Raw genomic sequence first — 17,631 nt, 5'->3', positions numbered from 1 at the left:
TTCAACGGAGTTCCTGCCCCCGATGCTCCCGCAAATCCAGCGGTTTGGCTCGCCACATTCCACACAGGCGGCCAATACACCATATCTGTCATATATGCCCCTAAGCTGACCGGAGCAGTGACGTGTTGCTCATCCGTCCACTCGTTCCGTCCGTTCGACTCTGGAGCCGTACCGCATGGCCGCCGATCTCGCCGTCCTCGGCCTCGGAGACCTGGGGCTGCCCGCCGCGCAGGCTGCCACCGCCGCCGACATCCGCACCGTCGGCTTCACGCCCGACCCCCGGGCCGCCGCCCAACTCAACGCGGGCCGTCCCCCGTCCGGGGGAACTCTCGCCGCCGCCGAGCTGCGCCGCATGCTCGCCCGCGGCTTCACCGCCACCAGCGACCCGGCGGCCCTGGCCCGGGTGCGGACCGCGCTGGTCTGCTCCAACGAGCGGAACGCGGGAGGGGCCATCACGGTCGAGGACGCCGCGCGGGCGCTCGCCCCCCGCCTGCGCCCGCGCACCCTCGTGGTCCTGGAGTCCACCTGCTCCCCCGGCACCACCCGGGACGTGCTCCGGCCGCTGCTGGAGCGCGGCTCGGGCCTCAGGGCCGGGCGCGACTTCCACCTGGCGTACGCCCCGGGCCGCCCGGGGCCGGTCAGCCGCGCGCCGCGCGTGATCGGCGGCCTCACCCCGGCCTGCACCGAGGCCGCCGCGGCCTTCTACGGGCGGCTGACGGGCAACGCCAACAAGGTCGTGCGGGCCCGGGGCGTGGCGGAGGCCGAGGCCGCCCAGATGCTGCTCACCAACGCCCGCCACGTGACGACCGCCCTCGTCAACGAGACGGCCGTGCTCTGCCACGATCTGGGCATCGACCTGTGGGACGTGCTGCGCTGCGCCGAGTCGGGCCCCTGGCCGCCGCGCCCGGCGCCCCGCCCGGGCCCGGGACCCGGCCCCTGCCCCTGCCCGGACACGGGCCCCGACACCGGAACGACGGGCCCGGGCCCGGGCCCGGGCGCGAGCGCGGGCGGTGGCCACCACGCCGGCCCGGTCGACGACCCCGGCGAGCGGCTGCGGCTGGTGAGGCTGGCCCGGGAGATCAACGCCCACATGCCGCGCTACGTCACCCGCCGCGCCGCCGCGCTGCTCAACGAGCACGGCAAGTCGGCGCGCGGCGCGCGCGTTCTGCTGCTCGGCCTCACCGGCCGCCCCGACCGCCCCGGCCAGGAGGGCTCCCCGGCCCGCGAGATCGCCGAGAGCCTGCTCCAGCTCGGCGCCGACCTCGGCTACCACGACCCGTTCGTGCCCTCCTGGCGCGTGTCGGGACGCCCGGTGCCCCGGGCCGACGCCGTCCACGAGGCGGCCGCGGCCGCCGATCTGACGCTGCTGCTGCAACCCCACAGCGTCTACGATCTCCAGGGCCTTGCCGCCAAGGCGCAGCTGCTGCTCGACACCCAGGGCGCCACCCCCGCCGGCGCCGCCCACCGGCTCTGACCGGATCGCGCGTGCTCGGCGGGCATGACGGGCTCGACCGGCATGACGGACTCGGCCGGCTCCGGCCGGTTCCGGCGGTTCTGACCGCACCAGGAAGTGTCGCGCCGATTTTGACTGGCGTTCGCCATGCGGCGGCAGGGTGGGCCCGCCTCGTCCCCGTATGGCGTTCAGGAGAAAGATCATGAAACTCAACCGCCGACAGTTCGTGCAGCGCTCAGCAGCGGCCGGGGCCGGGGTGGCCCTGGCCGGGAGCGTCGGCGTGCTGGCCACCGCGCCGGGCGCGCTCGGCGGCTCCCCCGGCCGGCAGGGCCTCGGCTACGGCCCGCTCGTGCCCGACCCCGAGGGCGTGCTGTCGCTGCCCGAGGGCTTCACCTACCGGGTCATCACCCACACCGGCAGGACGACGCTGGAGTCCGGCGAGTTCACCCCGGCCGAGCACGACGGCACCGGCACCTTCGAGGGCCCGCGCGGCGCGGACCTGCTCGTCGTCAACCACGAGATGGACGGCCCGCGCTCCGACTACGACCACCCGGTGCCGCTGGCCGAGGGCCTCGTGTACGACCCGGCCGCCCCCGGCGGCTGCACCGTGGTGGAGGTCGCCGACGGCGGCGAGCACGTCACCGAGTGGGTCGCCATCGCCGGCACCTCCAACAACTGCGCGGGCGGCACCACGCCCTGGGGCACCTGGCTGACCTGCGAGGAGACCGAGGACCGCGCCGGCGAGGCGGGCATGACGCTCGACCACGGCTACGTCTTCGAGGTGGACCCCTACGACCGGGACGCCGGCCGCGACCCCAGGCCGATCAAGGCGCTGGGCCGCTTCGCCCACGAGGCCGTGGTGGTCGACGAGCGGCGCGGCCACCTCTACCTCACCGAGGACGCCGACGAGCCGAACGGCCTGTTCTACCGCTGGGTGCCGCCGGAGGGCTTCCGCCACGGCCGCGGCCGGCTGCGCACCCTCCCCGGCGACGCGGGCACGCTCCAGGCGTTCAAGTGCTTCGACTCCGCGGGCCGCTTCGTCGACGACCTCTCCCGCACCACCCGCATCGGCACGGTCTACGGCGTCGACTGGGTGGACGTGCCGGACCGCGACGCGCGCGAGACGCCGATCCGGCAGCAGTTCGGGCCCGGCCGGATCACGCGCGCCCGCAAGCTGGAGGGCATGTGGTGGGGCGACGGCGGCGCGTACTTCGTCTCCTCCTACGCCCGCGAGGAGGACAGCCCCGGCACCCCGCACGACGGCCAGGTGTGGTTCTACGACCCGAGGCGGCGCACCATCACCCTCAAGGTGCGGCTGGGCGTCAACGCCGATCCCTCGCAGGAGGGCAACCTCGACGGCCCGGACAACATCACGGTCTCGCCGTACGGCGGCCTGATCATCTCCGAGGACGGCGAGGGCCTGCAGCACCTCTTCGGCGCGACGGAGGACGGCCGCACCTTCGAGCTGGCCCGTAACGAGGTGAACATCGGCACCGAGGAGGAGCCGGAGTTCAGCGAGTTCACCGGCGTCACCTTCTCGCCCGACGGCCAGACCCTGTACGCCAGCATCCAGGAGCCGGGCATCCTGCTGGCCATCACGGGCCCCTGGCGCGGACAGGACTGAGCGATCCGCGCCTGCCGACGGCGCCCCACCCCGGGTGGGGTGCCCCGGCTAGCGGGAGCGCGCCACCGTGACCTCGACGCGCTGGAACTCCTTCAGCTCCGAGTACCCCGTGGTGGCCATCGCTCTGCGCAAGGCGCCGAAGAAGTTCATCGCCCCGTCCGGCGAGTGCGAGGGGCCGGTCAGGATCTCCTCGGTCGTGCCGACCGTGCCGAGGCGGACCTTCTTGCCGCGCGGCAGCTCCTCGTGCACCGCCTCCATGCCCCAGTGGTGCCCGCGCCCGGGCGCGTCCGAGGCGCGGGCCAGCGGGGAGCCCATCATCACGGCGTCCGCGCCGCAGGCGATCGCCTTCGGCAGGTCGCCGGACCAGCCGACGCCGCCGTCCGCGATGACGTGCACGTACCGCCCGCCGGACTCGTCGAGGTAGTCGCGGCGGGCCGCGGCCACGTCGGCCACGGCGGTGGCCATGGGCACCTGGATGCCCAGCACGCTCCGCGTGGTGTGCGCGGCGCCGCCGCCGAAGCCGACGAGCACGCCAGCCGCGCCGGTCCGCATCAGGTGCAGCGCGGCGGTGTACGTGGCGCAGCCGCCGACGATCACCGGCACGTCCAGCTCGTAGATGAACTGCTTGAGGTTGAGCGGCTCGGCCGCGCCCGACACGTGCTCCGCCGAGACGGTCGTGCCCCTGATGACGAAGATGTCCACGCCCGCGTCGAGCACCGCCTTCGAGAACTGCGCGGTGCGCTGCGGCGAGAGCGCCGCCGCCGTCACCACGCCCGCGTCCCGCACCTGCCTGATCCGCTTGAAGATCAGCTCCTCGCGCACGGGAGCGGAGTAGACCTCCTGCAGCCGCCGGTTGGCGTCGGACTCCTCCAGGCCGGTGATCTCCTCAAGCAGAGGCTCGGGGTCCTCGTACCGGGTCCACAGCCCCTCCAGGTTCAGCACGCCGAGTCCGCCGAGACGCCCTATGCGGATCGCGGTCTCCGGCGAGACCACCGAGTCCATCGGCGCGGCGAGGAACGGCAGTTCGAAGCGGTAGGCGTCGATCTGCCAGGCGATCGAGACCTCCTTGGGATCCCGGGTGCGCCTGCTCGGCACGATGGCGATGTCGTCGAACGCGTACGCCCGCCGCCCGCGCTTGCCGCGTCCGATCTCGATCTCAGTCACGAAAGGAACCCTCTCAGCGGCGCGCTCAGCGGCGCGAATAGTTGGGCGCTTCTGTGGTCATCTGGATGTCGTGCGGGTGGCTCTCCTTGAGCCCGGCCGCGGTGATCCGCACGAAGCGGCCCTTCTCCTTGATCTCCGGGACGGTCCGGCCGCCGAGGTAGTACATCGACTGGTGCAGGCCGCCGATGAGCTGGTGCACGACGGAGGAGAGCGGGCCCCGGTAGGGAACCTGGCCCTCGATGCCCTCGGGGACCAGCTTGTCGTCGTCGGCGACCTCGTCCTGGAAGTACCGGTCCTTGGAGTACGAGCGCTGCTCGCCGCGCGAGCGCATCGCGCCCAGCGAGCCCATGCCGCGGTAGGACTTGAACTGCTTGCCGTTGATGAACATCAGCTCGCCCGGCGACTCCTCGCAGCCCGCCAGCAGGCTGCCGAGCATCACCGTGTCGGCGCCGGCGACCAGCGCCTTGGCGATGTCGCCGCTGTACTGGAGGCCGCCGTCGCCGATGACCGGGATGTCGGCCTCGCGGGCGGCGAGCGCGGCCTCGTAGATCGCGGTGACCTGCGGCACGCCGATGCCGGCGACCACCCGCGTCGTGCAGATGGAGCCGGGGCCGACGCCGACCTTGATGCCGTCCACGCCGGCGTCGACGAGGGCCTGCGCCGCCTCCCGGGTCGCGACGTTCCCGGCGACGACGTCGACACGGTCGGTGTTGGACTTGATCTTGGCGGCCATGTCGGCGACGAGCCGGGAGTGGCCGTGCGCGGTGTCCACGACGATGAAGTCGGCCCCGGCCTCGATCAGCGCCTGCGCACGGTCGTACGCGTCGCCCGCGACGCCGACCGCCGCGCCCACGATCAGGCGGCCCTCGGCGTCCTTGGCGGCGTTCGGGTACTTCTCGGCCTTGACGAAGTCCTTGACGGTGATCAGGCCGCGCAGCCGGTTCTCGGCGTCGACCAGCGGCAGCTTCTCGATCTTGTGGCGGCGCAGCAGCTCCATGGCGGCCTCGCCCGAGATGCCGACGTGGCCGGTGACCAGCGGCATGGGCGTCATGACCTCGCGGACCTGGCGGCCCCGGTCCAGCTCGAACGCCATGTCGCGGTTGGTGACGATGCCCAGCAGCCGGCCCGCGGCGTCGGTGACCGGGACACCGCTGATGCGGAAACGCCCGCACAGCTCGTCGGCCTCCTTGAGGGTGGCGTCCGGGCGGATGGTGATGGGGTCGGTGACCATGCCCGACTCCGAGCGCTTGACCCGGTCCACCTGGGCGGCCTGCTCCTCGATCGACAGGTTGCGGTGCAGCACGCCCGCGCCGCCCTGCCGGGCCATGGCGATCGCCATCCGGGCCTCGGTGACCTTGTCCATGGCGGCGGAGAGCAGCGGGATGTTCACGCGGACGTTGCGGGACAGCCGCGTGGAGGTATCGATCTCGTGCGGCGCGAGGTCGGCGGCGCCGGGCAGCAGCAGCACGTCGTCGAAGGTCAGCCCGAGTGCCTGGAATTTTGCCGGCACACCCGCGCCCGCTACGTCAGTGGTCATGACAGCCCTTCCGAACGCCTTCCGGATCGCCCCCACCCGGGCTGTCCATGCTACGGCCGCCCAAGGGGTACTTCCCCCACCCGCACTCAGCCCCGGGTGAGTGCCGGGGTGTGGGCGGCGAACGGGGGATCCGTGGGCGGCGCCCCGGAGGGCTCAGCGCCCGGCCAGCGCGCGCAGGCGCGTCAGCGCGCGATGCTGCGCGACGCGCACCGCGCCCGGCGACATCCCCAGCTTCTGCCCGGTCTCCTCGGCCGTCAGCCCGACCGCGACCCGCAGCAGCACCAGCTCCCGCAGATGCCGCGGCAGATTGGCCAGCAGCTTCCTGGCCCACTCCGCGTCGCTGCTGGCCAGCGCCCGCTCCTCGGGCCCCAGCGAGTCGTCGGGCCACTCCGGCATCTCGTCGGAGGGAACGGCCCAGATGCCCGGGTGCCGCAGCGCGGCGCGTTGGAGATCGGCGACCTTGTGCTGGGCGATGGCGACGACGAAGGCGTCGAACGGCCGCCCGGTGTCGCGGTAGCGCGGCAGCGCGCAGAGCACCGCGAGGCAGACCTCCTGGGCCAGGTCGTCGACAAAGTGCCGGGCCTCGCCCGGCAGTCGCGCCAGCCGCGTCCGGCAGTAGCGCAGCGCCAGCGGGTGCACATGGGCCAGCAGATCGTGCGTGGCCTGCGCGTCCCCCTCCGCCGCGCGATGGACGAGTGTGCCGATCACCCTGCTCTCGTCATCGCGCATCGGTCCATGGTGCACCGGCGTCGCGGGCTCTGGGCCGCAGGGCGCCGAGTTGTGCACCGAAGCGTTATGTGAAGCGTCGCGCTGGTGTGAAGCCTGACGGGCGGGCGTGGTGACCCTCACGTCCTGTGGCACGGTCTGCGCCCTCCCCTCACGGCTGGCCGGCTCGTCCCCATGGAGCGTCATGCCTTCAAGGATGCGGCACTCGCGAATCTTTTGCGTCTGCGGCCATGTCCGTGCCCGTTCTGTGCCCGTTCATGCCTGGTCCCGCGCAGGCCCCGCGCAGGCCAGGTGCGGGTCCGGTGCCGATCCGGCGCCCGTACGGCGACGACCCGCACGGCGCCCACACCGCGCCCGCACCACGCCGGTGAAATCCGTCCCGTCGCGGGCCCGGCCCCTCTCCGGGGCCCGCGACGGGACGGCTCGGGCCGGCGCTCAGCGCACCAGGCCCCAGCGGAAGCCGAGGGCCACGGCGTGCGCCCGGTCCGAGGCGCCGAGCTTCTTGAACAGCCGGCGCGCGTGTGTCTTGACGGTGTCCTCGGAGAGGAAGAGCTCGCGGCCGATCTCGGCGTTGGAGCGGCCGTGGCTCATGCCCTCCAGCACCTGGATCTCGCGGGCGGTGAGCGTCGGCGCCGCCCCCATGTCCGAGGAACGCAGCCGGCGCGGCGCCAGCCGCCACGTCGGGTCGGCCAACGCCTGGGTCACCGTGGCCCGCAGCTCGGCGCGGGAGGCGTCCTTGTGCAGGTACCCGCGCGCCCCGGCCGCGACGGCGAGCGCCACGCCGTCGAGGTCCTCGGCCACCGTCAGCATGATGATGCGGGCGCCGGGATCGGCCGACAGCAGGCGCCGGACGGTCTCCACACCCCCCAGCCCTGGCATCCGGACGTCCATGAGAATCAGGTCGGAACGGTCGGCGCCCCAGCGGCGGAGGACTTCCTCGCCGTTGGCCGCCGTCGTGACCCGCTCGACGCCGGGCACGGTCGCGACCGCGCGGCGCAGCGCCTCCCGGGCGAGTGGGGAGTCGTCGCAGACGAGGACGGAAGTCATGGTCGCCCTCCGCAGCTGATGCGCATCACCTTGAGCCTCCAGGCTGTTGTCTGTCGTCACCTTCGCGGCCGACAGCCCACGTCAACCGCTTTCGCCCTCTCAACGACGGTCACCCGAAAGAGTTACGGTCCACGCTGCCACGACACAAGCACTCTACGTGATCGTCGCAGCACCCGACTACACCCCTCCACGAATCCATCAAACGAAGGCCCCGGGACATCTGCCTTTGCCCTTTTTAGACCTTATTGCCCATCTCAAGGTGCCTGTGACTATATTCGGCTGGTAGTCATATTTACATCCGTCTTGCGCGCCTCGATGGGACAGACTCATGGCAGATTTCTCCCGCCTCCCGGGCCCCAACGCAGACCTGTGGGACTGGCAGCTCCTCGCCGCCTGCCGTGGCGTGGACAGCTCGCTCTTCTTCCATCCGGAGGGGGAACGCGGCGCCGCCCGCAGCGCCCGCGAGGAAGCGGCGAAGGAGGTATGCATGCGGTGCCCGGTGCGGGCGGAGTGCGCCGCACACGCGCTGTCGGTCCGCGAACCGTACGGCGTCTGGGGCGGCCTGACCGAGGACGAACGCGAGGAGCTGCTGGGCCGCGCCCGCCGCGACCTGGTGCGCGCCCATGCCAATCCGCCGGGCCCCGACCGCTAGGAGGGCACACCCGCCGGGAACACACCCGCTCGGAAACCACCTGGCCGCGCGCCGCGCGCACATGCCGGGAACGCCCACGGGCCGACTACCGTTTGGCCCATGACGACTGCACTGGTGACGGGACCCACGGTCGGGATCGGCGCCGCCTTCGCCCGGCGGCTGGCCCGCGACCGGCACGACCTGGTGCTGGTCTCCCGCTCCGCCGACGCGCTGCGCCGGCAGGCGGCCGAGCTGCACGACCGCCACGGCATCGAGGCCAGCGTGCTCGCCGCGGACCTGTCCACGGAGAAGGGCATCGCGACGGTCGAGGAACGCCTGGCCGACCGCTCCCAGCCGGTGGACCTGCTGGTCAACAACGCCGGCTTCGGCCTGAAGGGCCACTTCCCCGACGTGCCCGTCGACGACGAGCTGCGCATGCTGCGGCTGCACTGCGAGGCGGTGCTCCGCCTGACCCTGGCGGCGGTCGGCCCCATGCGCGAGCGCGGGCGCGGCTCGGTGGTGAACGTCGCCTCGGTGGCGGCGTTCGTGCCGCGCGGCACCTACGGGGCGTCGAAGGCGTGGGTCGTGCAGTTCACCCAGGGCGCCGCCCGCGACCTGGCAGGCAGCGGGGTGCGGCTGCTGGCGTTGTGCCCGGGCTTCGTGCGCACCGAGTTCCACCAGCGGGCCGGGATGCGCACCGACAGCATCCCCGGCTGGATGTGGCTGGAGGCGGACCGGGTGGTGGACGCCGGACTGAAGGCGCTGTCGCGCGGGCGGACGGTGTGCATACCGGACGCGCGCTACAAGGCGTTGATGGGCGCCGCGAAGCTGCTGCCGCGCGGCGTCCTCGGCGGCGTCTCCTCCCGGGCCGGTCGCCGCTACGGGCCGCAGCGGGAGCAGGGGCGGGACGAGAAGTCCACCCAGTGAAGCTGGCATGGGTGACGAACTGGTACGAAATGCCTAGAAGTACCCATAAGGACTAGGCTGGAGCTAACGCACATCGGCACATGAACGCGAACGCCATGAACGCCATGATGGGAGCACCAGCGATGTCATTCATACAGGTGATCGACTGCAAGACCAGCAGGGTCGAGGAATTGAATCGACTCATGGACGACTGGGTCTCCATAACGCAGGGCAAGAGGACGGCGACCCACTCGATCGTGGGCAAGGACCGGGCCGACCCGACCCACGTCCTGGAGATCGTGGAGTTCCCGTCGTACGAGGAGGCGATGCGCAACTCCAAGCTGCCGGAGACGGACCGCATTTACCAGGAGATGGTGGCGCTGTGCGACGCGCCGCCGCAGTTCACCGACCTCGAGGTGATACGCGACGAGCAGCTCAACAAGGCGGCGTCGCGGCGCTTCTTCGAGGCCATCACCAGCGGTGATGCCAGCGCTCTCGAGGAGTTGCTCACCAACGACTACCAGGACCACGACCCGGCCAGTCCCACGGACCCGCAGGACCTGGCCGCGTTCACGGAAACGACCAGGATGTACGTCGACGCCTTCGGGCCGTCGTTCGCCATCGAGAACCAGCTCGCCGAGGGCGACAGGGTGACGACCGCGTGGACGGTGACCGGCACCCACCGGGGCGAGTTCCAGGGCGTGGAGCCCACCGGCCGCCGCATCACGGTCACCGGGCACACCACCCACCGGTACCGCGAGGGCAGGATCTGCGAGGGCCACTGGAACTGGGACTACTACGGCCTGCTCGAACAGCTCGGCATCATCGCCGTCTGACGAGCGGTGTGGGCCGTCCACGGGACGGCCCACAGGACAGGGCCCCGCCCCGCCGCGTGCGGGCGGCGAAGCGGGGCCCGTTGCCTGCGCCGGGGCAGCGCGGCGGAGCGCTCAGTGCGCGTGACCGTGGCTGTGGCCGTGACCGGCGGCCTCCGGCTCCTCCTCCTTCTTCTCCACCACCAGCGTCTCGGTGGTGAGCAGCAGGGAGGCGATGGACGCGGCGTTCTCCAGCGCGGAGCGGGTGACCTTCACCGGGTCGATCACGCCGTCCTTCACCAGGTCGCCGTAGGCGCCGGTGGCGGCGTTGAAGCCCTGGCCGGCGTCGAGCTCCGCGACCTTGGAGGTGATGACGTACCCCTCCAGCCCGGCGTTCTCCGCGATCCAGCGCAGCGGCTCGACGGCCGCGCGGCGCACGATCGCCACGCCCGTGGCCTCGTCGCCCGTCCGGCCCAGGCTCTCGGCCAGCACCTTGGAGGCGTGCACCAGCGAGGCGCCGCCACCGGGCACGATGCCCTCCTCCACCGCCGCGCGGGTGGCGGAGATGGCGTCCTCCAGGCGGTGCTTCTTCTCCTTCAGCTCCACCTCGGTGGCGGCGCCGACGCGGATCACGCACACGCCGCCGGCGAGCTTCGCCAGCCGCTCCTGCAGCTTCTCGCGGTCCCAGTCGGAGTCGGTGGTCTCGATCTCGGCCCGGATCTGCGCCACCCGGGCCTCGATGTCCTCGGACTTGCCCCCGCCGTCGACGATGGTGGTGTCGTCCTTGGTGATGGTGACGCGGCGGGCGGAGCCCAGCACGTCCAGGCCGACCTGGTCGAGCTTGAGGCCGACCTCCTCGGAGATCACGGTGCCGCCGGTGAGGGTCGCCATGTCGCCGAGCATCGCCTTGCGGCGGTCGCCGAAGCCGGGGGCCTTGACGGCGGCCGAGTTGAAGGTGCCGCGGATCTTGTTGACGACCAGGGTGGACAGGGCCTCGCCCTCCACGTCCTCGGCGATCAGCAGCAGCGGCCGCGAGCCGCCGGCCTGCATGATCTTCTCCAGCAGCGGGAGGAGGTCCTGGATGGCGGAGATCTTGCCCTGGTGGATGAGGATGTACGGGTCGTCGAGGACGGCCTCCATGCGCTCCTGGTCGGTGACCATGTAGGGCGACAGGTAGCCCTTGTCGAACGCCATGCCCTCGGTGAAGTCGAGCTCCAGGCCGAAGGTCTGGGCCTCCTCGACGGTGATGACGCCGTCCTTGCCGACCTTGTCCATGGCCTCGGCGATCAGCTCGCCCACCTGCTTGTCCTGGGCGGACAGCGCGGCGACGGCGGCGATGTCCTCCTTGGAGTCGATGGGGCGGGCGGTGCCGCGCAGTTCCTCGGCCATGGCGGCCACGGCGGCGTCGATGCCGCGCTTGAGCCCGGCCGGGCTGGCGCCCGCGGCGACGTTGCGCAGGCCCTCGCGGACCATCGCCTGGGCCAGCACGGTGGCGGTGGTGGTGCCGTCGCCCGCGATGTCGTTGGTCTTGGTCGCCACCTCCTTCACGAGCTGGGCGCCGAGGTTCTCGTACGGGTCCTCGGTCTCGATCTCGCGCGCGATCGTGACGCCGTCGTTGGTGATCGTCGGGGCACCGAACTTCTTGTCGATGACGACGTTGCGGCCCTTGGGACCGATGGTCACCTTGACCGTGTCGGCGAGCTTGTTGACGCCACGTTCGAGGGCGCGCCGTGCGTCCTCGTCGAATTTAAGGATCTTGGCCATGGGTTTGCGTGTCCCTCTGGTCCCTCTGGTCTCGTGAACAAACAGGCCGCGCCCCGGCCCCGGCCGTCCGTATGGATCTCGGACGCGGGTCCCGGGGCGCGGCGCACTTCTCGGGGGTGATTACTTCTCGATGATCGCGAGAACGTCGCGAGCAGAGAGAACGAGGTACTCCTCGTTGTTGTACTTCACCTCGGTACCGCCGTACTTGCTGTACAGCACGATGTCGCCGACCTTGACGTCGAGCGGCAGACGGTTGCCGTCCTCGAAGCGACCCGGGCCCACGGCCAGGACGGTGCCCTCCTGGGGCTTCTCCTTGGCGGTGTCCGGAATGACCAGGCCGGAGGCCGTGGTCTGCTCGGCGTCAAGCGGCTGGACCACAATGCGGTCCTCAAGAGGCTTGATGGCAACCTTGGAACTAACGGTCGTCACGATCCGACCTCCCCCTTCGGAGATCTCGCGGGGTCTGATGTGTCTGGATGGATGGCGACCTGGTGGACCCGTCGTCGCGGGTGCCGGATCCGCCCGTCGCGCGTTGGCTGGCACTCGTCCAGGGAGAGTGCCAGGTGCCAGCGTCGAGAGTATGCCGCCGTTAGCACTCAGTCAACTAGAGTGCCAACCGCCGCGCGCCGTCCCGCCGCTGAGGGCTCCGCTGCGCGGCGCTGGGCCGGCCGGCCCAGCCCCTCCGTGAGGCAAGGCCCTCAGCCGATGTAGTCCTCCAGGCGCGCGACGGCGAAGCCCTGCGCGGTGACCGTGTCGAGCACGCGGCGCAGCATGTCCGTCATGTCGCCGCCGCCGCGCCACTCGTCCGGCCCCCGGAAGTGCGTGAGGATGATGTCGCCCGGGTGCAGGCTGCCGTCCGGGCTGGACCACTCGATCCTGTCGGGGAACGCCTCCTCCGCCCACAGCGGCACCGCCCGCACCCCGCAGTTGGCCGCCGCGCGCAGCGTGTCGCGGTCGTATGCCCCGTACGGCGGCCGGAAGAGGGTGGGCCGCTCGCCGATCTCGCGCTCCAGGATCCTCTGCTGGCGGCAGATCTCCTCGCGCTGCTCGCCGTAGCTCAGGCGGGGCATCTCGTGGTGGTTCACGGTGTGGTTGTGCATCCGCGTGCCCTCGCGCCGGGCGCGGCGGAAGTAGTCGTAGCCGTCGCGGGCGACGTAGTCGGTGAGGAAGCCGGAGGCGGGGATCTCCAGCTCGCGCAGCATCCGCAGCAGCCGGGGGTCCTTTTCGGCGCCGTCGTCGATGGTGAGGAAGACGACCTTGTCGTCGGTGGGAACGCGGGTGATGACGGGCGGCAGCCCTGACCCGGAGATCTGCCCGGGTTCGGAGGTCAGCCGAGGCCGGTCGCCCGGCTCCGGGGGCGGGGGCGGCAGCAGCGGCACGCGGCGCAGCCCCCACTCCCGGGCGGCGACGACCCGGCGTTCCTCGGCCCGCGCGAGCCGGTCGGCGTACCCCGCCAGCGCACTGGCGGCGGTGCGCGCCGCGGCCCCCGCCCGCCCGGCGGGCGCACCGCCGGCGGCCTCGGGCGGCGGCAGCGCGGCGAGCGGCTCGCGCGCGGCGAGCGCCCCCACGGCGTACGGCACCGGCGGCAACGCCGGCCCCTCCGGCCGGTACGCCGCAGCGGGACGACGCTCGCCCGCAGGGCGGTCGGGTACCTGCGGGCCGTGGGCCGCCCGGGGCTCGGCACTGCGCCGGCTCTCCCGGTCGTCGCCGGAGGCGGGCCGCGGCGCCGGACGGTCCGGCGTCAGCGGTTCAGGGGCCGCCAGCGGCACCCACCGCTCGCCCTCGCCGAACTCCTCACCCGCGCCCGGCTCCTCCCGGCGCGGCTCGTCGCGGCCGTCCCCTCCCCCGCCGGAGGCGGGCCGCAGACCCGGCAGTTCGAGCGCGTACACCGGCGGCCACCAGCCCGACCCCTCCCGGCCGTGAGCCGTCCGCGGCTCGGCGTCGCGGCCGCCGCCGCCCGAGGCGGGCCGGAGCGCGGACCGCTCCGGACGGCCGGGCGCCTGCGCACCGTACGCCGCCCGCGGCGCCGGCCGCGCGCCCTCGTCGAGTGGCTGCTGCCCGCCCTCTCCCGCACCCGGCTCCGCCCGATGCGGGTTCTCCCGCCCCTTGCCCTCGGTCGCCGCCACCTGTGGCTGAACGCCCTGGAGCCCGGCGGCGGCGCACGCCACGGCGAGTATCGTCGCCCACCGCATTTGTACTACTTGTCCGATAATCTTCATGGCTTGGGATGGTGCCACCCCGCCCCCCGCTCCCCCGCACGCCGTTCCGGGGCGGTCGGGAAGAATGACCCGGGTGGCCGCATCCCCCACATCCCCCACCGCAGCAACCGAAGCGTTCAGGGCGCTGCTCACCGACCCCGGCCGGCGCCTGCTCGCCGAGCTGCGCGACCTCGACCCCGCCGGGGAGCTGAGCGCCGCCACCCGGCTGCGCCGCCACCACCCCGCCGAGCTGGTCAGCGCCGCCATCGGCCAGGCCCGGCTGCGGCAGCGCGCGGCGGCGAAGTTCGGGCCGGACGCCCAGCGGATGTACTTCACCGGCGACGGCGTCGAGCAGGCCACCCGCGCCCCCGTCGCCGCCTGGCGCGCGGAACGCCTCGCCGCCCTCGGCGTACGCCGCGTCGCCGACCTGTGCTGCGGCGTCGGCGGCGACGCCATCGCCCTGGCCCGCGCCGGGCTGCGCGTCCTCGCCGTCGACCGCGACCCGCTGACCTGCGCCGTCGCCGAGGCCAACGCCGCCGCGCTCGGCCTCGCCGACCGCATCACCGTCCGCCGCGCCGACGCCGCCGACGCCGACCTCACCGGCTGCGACGCGGCGTTCATCGACCCCTCCCGACGCGGCGGAGGCAGCGGTCGTGGCCGCGGCCGCGGCCGCACCTTCGACCCCGAGGCGTACTCCCCGCCCCTGTCCGAGGCCGTCGCGCTCGCCGCCCGCGTGCCGTACGCCGCGCTGAAGGTCGCGCCCGGCCTGCCGCACGAGGCGATCCCGCCCGAGGCGAGCGAGACGGAGTGGGTCTCCCACCAGGGCGAAGTGAAGGAGGCCGTCCTGTGGTTCGGCCTCCCGGCTGCCGAAGCCCCGCGCCGCGCGACGCTCCTGCCCGGCCCGCACACCCTCACCGGCACCGGCCCGCAGGCGCCCGCCGGCCCGCCCGGCCGCTACCTCCACGAGCCCGACGGCGCCGTCATCCGCGCCCACCTCGTCGCGGAGCTGGCCGAGACCCTCGGCGGCGACGCCCGCCTCCTCGACCCGACGATCGCCTACCTCACCACCGACGCCCTCCCGCCCCCGAGCCCCTTCGCCGCCTCCTACGAGATCACCGACGTGCTGCCGTTCAACGTGAAACGCCTCCGCGCGCTGCTGCGCGAGCGCGACGTCGGCGCCGTCACGATCAAGAAGCGCGGCTCGGCCCTCACCCCCGAGGAGCTGCGCTCGCGCCTCCGCGGCATCGCCGGCCCGAACGCCTGCACCGTCTTCCTCACACGCGTGGCCGGCCGTCCCACCATGCTGCTGGGACACGCCGCCGCGCGCTGACCGCAGTGGCCAGGCCTCACCGGGCCTCGTCACGACACCCCGGTCACGGCCGTCGAGGCGGTGAGCGTCTCCAGGGAGCGCTTGAGCGAGCCCGGCTGGACGCCGCGGCCTCGCGGCGCTGACCTGGCTGGCCAGGCTGGTGCTGCGCGCCGTGCGGGCCTGTACGCTCGCAGTGAGCGACCGCAGGGGTGAGAGGAGTGGCGGGGGATGCTTCCAGAGGCATTAACGGCACTGTCGGCGGCGGGCGGGGCGGCCGTCGTACAGGCGGCGGGCTCGGACGCGTGGGCGACGTTCCGCGCGCGGCTCGCCCGCTGGTTCGGGCAGGGCGACGAGGGGCGCGAGCGCGCGGAGCTGGAACGCCTGGACCAGACGGCGGCGGCGCTCGACGGCGCGGACGAGCGGCTGCGGATCCGCCAGGAGGCGGCGTGGCAGACCCGCATCGAGGCGTTGCTGGAGCACCTGACGGTGCGTGAGCGGTACGAGCTGGCCAACGCCCTGCTGGACCTCATCCCCGAGGACCAGCGCGCCGGGCACGCCGAGCGCCTGGCCGAGGAGGCGGCGCGCGTCGCGGCTCCCGGCGGCATCGCCGTCGGCGGCGACCTGAGCGTTCACGCCGAGGGCAACTCCTCGGTCGCGGCAGGTGTGATCCACGGCGGGGTCACGATCCACAACGCCCCCTCCCCCCGCCCTGCCAGGCCGCGTCCGCCCGAGGGCTGAGGAGTAGAGGAGTAGAGGACCCACGGGCCGGCCGACCCGTGGGTCCGGGGAGGGGAGGGCCAGCCGGTGCACCCCGGGACGGGGTCGGGCCCGGCGCAGACCAGTGCGTTCGACCGGCTCCGATCGCCCGGACCGGTCGCGTCCCACCGGCGTAGAGGCCGAGCGACCTCGGCGTCCAGATCGCTGCCGTCGGCGACGCGAGTGCCCTGCCAGGGCGTGACCTGGCCGCCGCTGGTCACCACCGTCTCAGGTACGGCGTTCATGAACGCCGCGGCCTCGGCCGAGGTCCAGACCTCGGCGAAGTGCTCGTAGGTGCGCCGGCCCAGCGGCAGCGCACCCACCTCGCGGGTCTGGCGCAGGTTCCAGTCGAAGAACTCCTCGTCGTACAGGCCCCAGCCCAACTCACCACCGGGCCCCTCGTGATAGCCGCCGAGAGAACAGAACAGGAACGCGAACGCCGTTCCAATCCCTTCAGTCATCGCTGCACCAGACAGCCAGGACCCGAAGTCGAAACTCACCGGAGTGCCCCGTTACGCACTTCTGCGTAGGTCGAAACCGGCCAGGACGCGGGCATCGTCCCATACCCCGGCAAAGGCGACGCGCGCCTGCGCATATGCTCACCAGCCGGAGGCACGGGGAGGAAACACACCACATGAAAGCGCTCGGGCCGCAGGACCCGCAGTCCATCGGCGATTACCGGCTCGTCGGCAAGCTCGGCGAGGGCGGGATGGGACAGGTGTACGTCGCCCGCTCCGCGCGTGGTCGCACCGTCGCGCTCAAACTCGTCCTGCCCGAGCTGGCCCGCCAGCCCGAGTTCCGCCAGCGGTTCCGCAACGAGGTCGACGCCGCCCGCCGCATCGGCGGCACCTGGACCGCGCCCGTCCTGGACGCCAACCTCGACGCCGACACCCCCTGGGTCGCCACCGGCTACGTCGCCGGACCCTCCCTCCACGACGTCGTCACCGCCCTCCACGGCCCCCTGCCCGAACGCTCCGTCCTCGCCCTCGCCAACGGCCTGACCCGTGCCCTGCACGACATCCACACCGCCGGCCTGATCCACCGCGACCTCAAACCCTCCAACATCCTGGTCACCATCGACGGCCCCCGCGTCATCGACTTCGGCATCGCCCGCGCCGCCGGCGCCACCGAAGGCACCACCAGCGCCCTCACCCGCACCGGATCCGTCGTCGGCTCACCGGGCTTCATGTCCCCCGAACAATGCCGGGGCGAACCCCTCACCCCCGCCTCCGACATCTTCTGCCTCGGCTCCGTCCTCGCCTTCGCCGCCACCGCACGCTCCCCCTTCGGCAACCCCGACAGCGCCCTGCACGTGCTCATGCTGCGCATCATCCAGGACGACAAAGACCTCACCGGCATCCCCGACCGACTCCACAACCTCATCACCGCCTGCCTCGCCCCCCACCCCACCACCCGCCCCACCCTCGACCAGCTCCTGGCCCACACCACCGACGGCGACCACTGGCACGGCGGAACCACCCAATTCGGCGCGCAGGAGCCCTGGCTGCCCGCCACGCTGATCGCCGGACTCGGCCGCCAGGCCGTCGGCCTGCTGGACTCCGAAGAGCCCGCCGCCGCCCCGGCCGGCTGGAGCCCGACCGCCGTCGTCCCCGGCACCTCACCACCACAACCACCCACCGCCGGCGGCTCACCGCACTACGCCCCCACCGCCTACGCCACGGCACCACCCCAACCACCCCCACC

16 protein-coding genes are annotated in these 17,631 nt (G+C 73.0%); 8 read left to right on the top strand and 8 right to left on the bottom strand.

Annotated features, from left to right (window positions below):
* Positions 1 to 175 precede the first annotated feature (175 nt).
* Both ACTWQH_RS28960 and ACTWQH_RS28955 read left to right on the top strand, forming a co-directional pair.
* Positions 176 to 1,474, top strand: a complete 1,299-nt coding sequence (locus ACTWQH_RS28960; protein WP_443289744.1) for a nucleotide sugar dehydrogenase — start codon at positions 176 to 178, stop codon at positions 1,472 to 1,474.
* Between the two features lie 181 nt (positions 1,475 to 1,655).
* A complete protein-coding gene (locus ACTWQH_RS28955) occupies positions 1,656 to 3,077 on the top strand; it encodes an alkaline phosphatase PhoX (RefSeq protein ID WP_443289743.1) in 1,422 nt (473 codons plus the stop codon).
* Positions 3,078 to 3,125: 48 nt separating this feature from the next.
* Here ACTWQH_RS28955 and ACTWQH_RS28950 read toward each other — a convergent pair whose 3' ends face one another.
* The 4 genes from ACTWQH_RS28950 to ACTWQH_RS28935 form a co-directional block, all read right to left on the bottom strand.
* Entirely contained in the window at positions 3,126 to 4,241 is a 1,116-nt protein-coding gene (locus ACTWQH_RS28950; RefSeq protein ID WP_443289742.1) for a GuaB3 family IMP dehydrogenase-related protein, read from the bottom strand.
* Between the two features lie 25 nt (positions 4,242 to 4,266).
* A complete protein-coding gene (guaB, locus tag ACTWQH_RS28945) occupies positions 4,267 to 5,778 on the bottom strand; it encodes an IMP dehydrogenase (RefSeq protein ID WP_443289741.1) in 1,512 nt (503 codons plus the stop codon).
* Positions 5,779 to 5,931: 153 nt separating this feature from the next.
* On the bottom strand, positions 5,932 to 6,507 hold the full coding sequence (gene shbA, locus ACTWQH_RS28940) for an RNA polymerase sigma factor ShbA (RefSeq protein WP_443289740.1): 576 nt from the start codon (positions 6,505 to 6,507) through the stop codon (positions 5,932 to 5,934).
* 432 nt (positions 6,508 to 6,939) lie between these two features.
* Positions 6,940 to 7,551 (bottom strand): response regulator transcription factor, encoded by a 612-nt coding sequence (locus ACTWQH_RS28935; protein WP_019431595.1) that lies wholly within the window; start codon positions 7,549 to 7,551, stop codon positions 6,940 to 6,942.
* Between the two features lie 328 nt (positions 7,552 to 7,879).
* Between ACTWQH_RS28935 and ACTWQH_RS28930 the strand changes: the two genes are divergently transcribed.
* From ACTWQH_RS28930 to ACTWQH_RS28920, 3 genes are all read left to right on the top strand, one after another.
* Positions 7,880 to 8,203, top strand: a complete 324-nt coding sequence (locus ACTWQH_RS28930) for a WhiB family transcriptional regulator (protein WP_443289739.1) — start codon at positions 7,880 to 7,882, stop codon at positions 8,201 to 8,203.
* 99 nt (positions 8,204 to 8,302) lie between these two features.
* On the top strand, positions 8,303 to 9,109 hold the full coding sequence (locus ACTWQH_RS28925; RefSeq protein WP_443289738.1) for an SDR family NAD(P)-dependent oxidoreductase: 807 nt from the start codon (positions 8,303 to 8,305) through the stop codon (positions 9,107 to 9,109).
* 122 nt (positions 9,110 to 9,231) lie between these two features.
* Positions 9,232 to 9,924, top strand: a complete 693-nt coding sequence (locus ACTWQH_RS28920) for an ester cyclase (protein ID WP_443289737.1) — start codon at positions 9,232 to 9,234, stop codon at positions 9,922 to 9,924.
* Between the two features lie 111 nt (positions 9,925 to 10,035).
* Here ACTWQH_RS28920 and groL read toward each other — a convergent pair whose 3' ends face one another.
* The 3 genes from groL to ACTWQH_RS28905 all read right to left on the bottom strand — a co-directional run bounded on the left by groL (position 10,036) and on the right by ACTWQH_RS28905 (position 13,856).
* Entirely contained in the window at positions 10,036 to 11,664 is a 1,629-nt protein-coding gene (gene groL, locus ACTWQH_RS28915) for a chaperonin GroEL (RefSeq protein WP_443289736.1), read from the bottom strand.
* Between the two features lie 120 nt (positions 11,665 to 11,784).
* Positions 11,785 to 12,093, bottom strand: a complete 309-nt coding sequence (gene groES / locus ACTWQH_RS28910; RefSeq protein WP_049567300.1) for a co-chaperone GroES — start codon at positions 12,091 to 12,093, stop codon at positions 11,785 to 11,787.
* Between the two features lie 269 nt (positions 12,094 to 12,362).
* On the bottom strand, positions 12,363 to 13,856 hold the full coding sequence (locus ACTWQH_RS28905) for a polysaccharide deacetylase family protein (protein ID WP_443289735.1): 1,494 nt from the start codon (positions 13,854 to 13,856) through the stop codon (positions 12,363 to 12,365).
* Positions 13,857 to 13,947: 91 nt separating this feature from the next.
* Between ACTWQH_RS28905 and ACTWQH_RS28900 the strand changes: the two genes are divergently transcribed.
* Together ACTWQH_RS28900 and ACTWQH_RS28895 are read left to right on the top strand one after the other, a co-directional pair.
* Entirely contained in the window at positions 13,948 to 15,192 is a 1,245-nt protein-coding gene (locus tag ACTWQH_RS28900; RefSeq protein ID WP_443289734.1) for a class I SAM-dependent methyltransferase, read from the top strand.
* A 207-nt stretch (positions 15,193 to 15,399) separates the two neighbouring features.
* Complete coding sequence (locus ACTWQH_RS28895; protein WP_443289733.1) at positions 15,400 to 15,909, top strand: hypothetical protein; 510 nt, start codon at positions 15,400 to 15,402, stop codon at positions 15,907 to 15,909.
* On the opposite strand, the gene ACTWQH_RS28890 is transcribed toward ACTWQH_RS28895, so the two are convergent.
* Complete coding sequence (locus ACTWQH_RS28890) at positions 15,801 to 16,388, bottom strand: dihydrofolate reductase family protein (protein WP_443289732.1); 588 nt, start codon at positions 16,386 to 16,388, stop codon at positions 15,801 to 15,803. The genes ACTWQH_RS28895 and ACTWQH_RS28890 overlap by 109 nt on opposite strands.
* A gap of 173 nt (positions 16,389 to 16,561) precedes the next feature.
* On the opposite strand from ACTWQH_RS28890, the gene ACTWQH_RS28885 reads away from it, so the two are divergent.
* The coding region (locus tag ACTWQH_RS28885) for a serine/threonine-protein kinase (protein WP_443289731.1) at positions 16,562 to 17,631 on the top strand (1,070 nt) is incomplete at its 3' end.

It is taken from the genome of Streptomyces sp. 6N223, from assembly GCF_052246635.1.
Lineage (GTDB): Bacteria > Actinomycetota > Actinomycetes > Streptomycetales > Streptomycetaceae > Streptomyces.
This window is presented reverse-complemented; position numbering and strand designations above follow the sequence as displayed.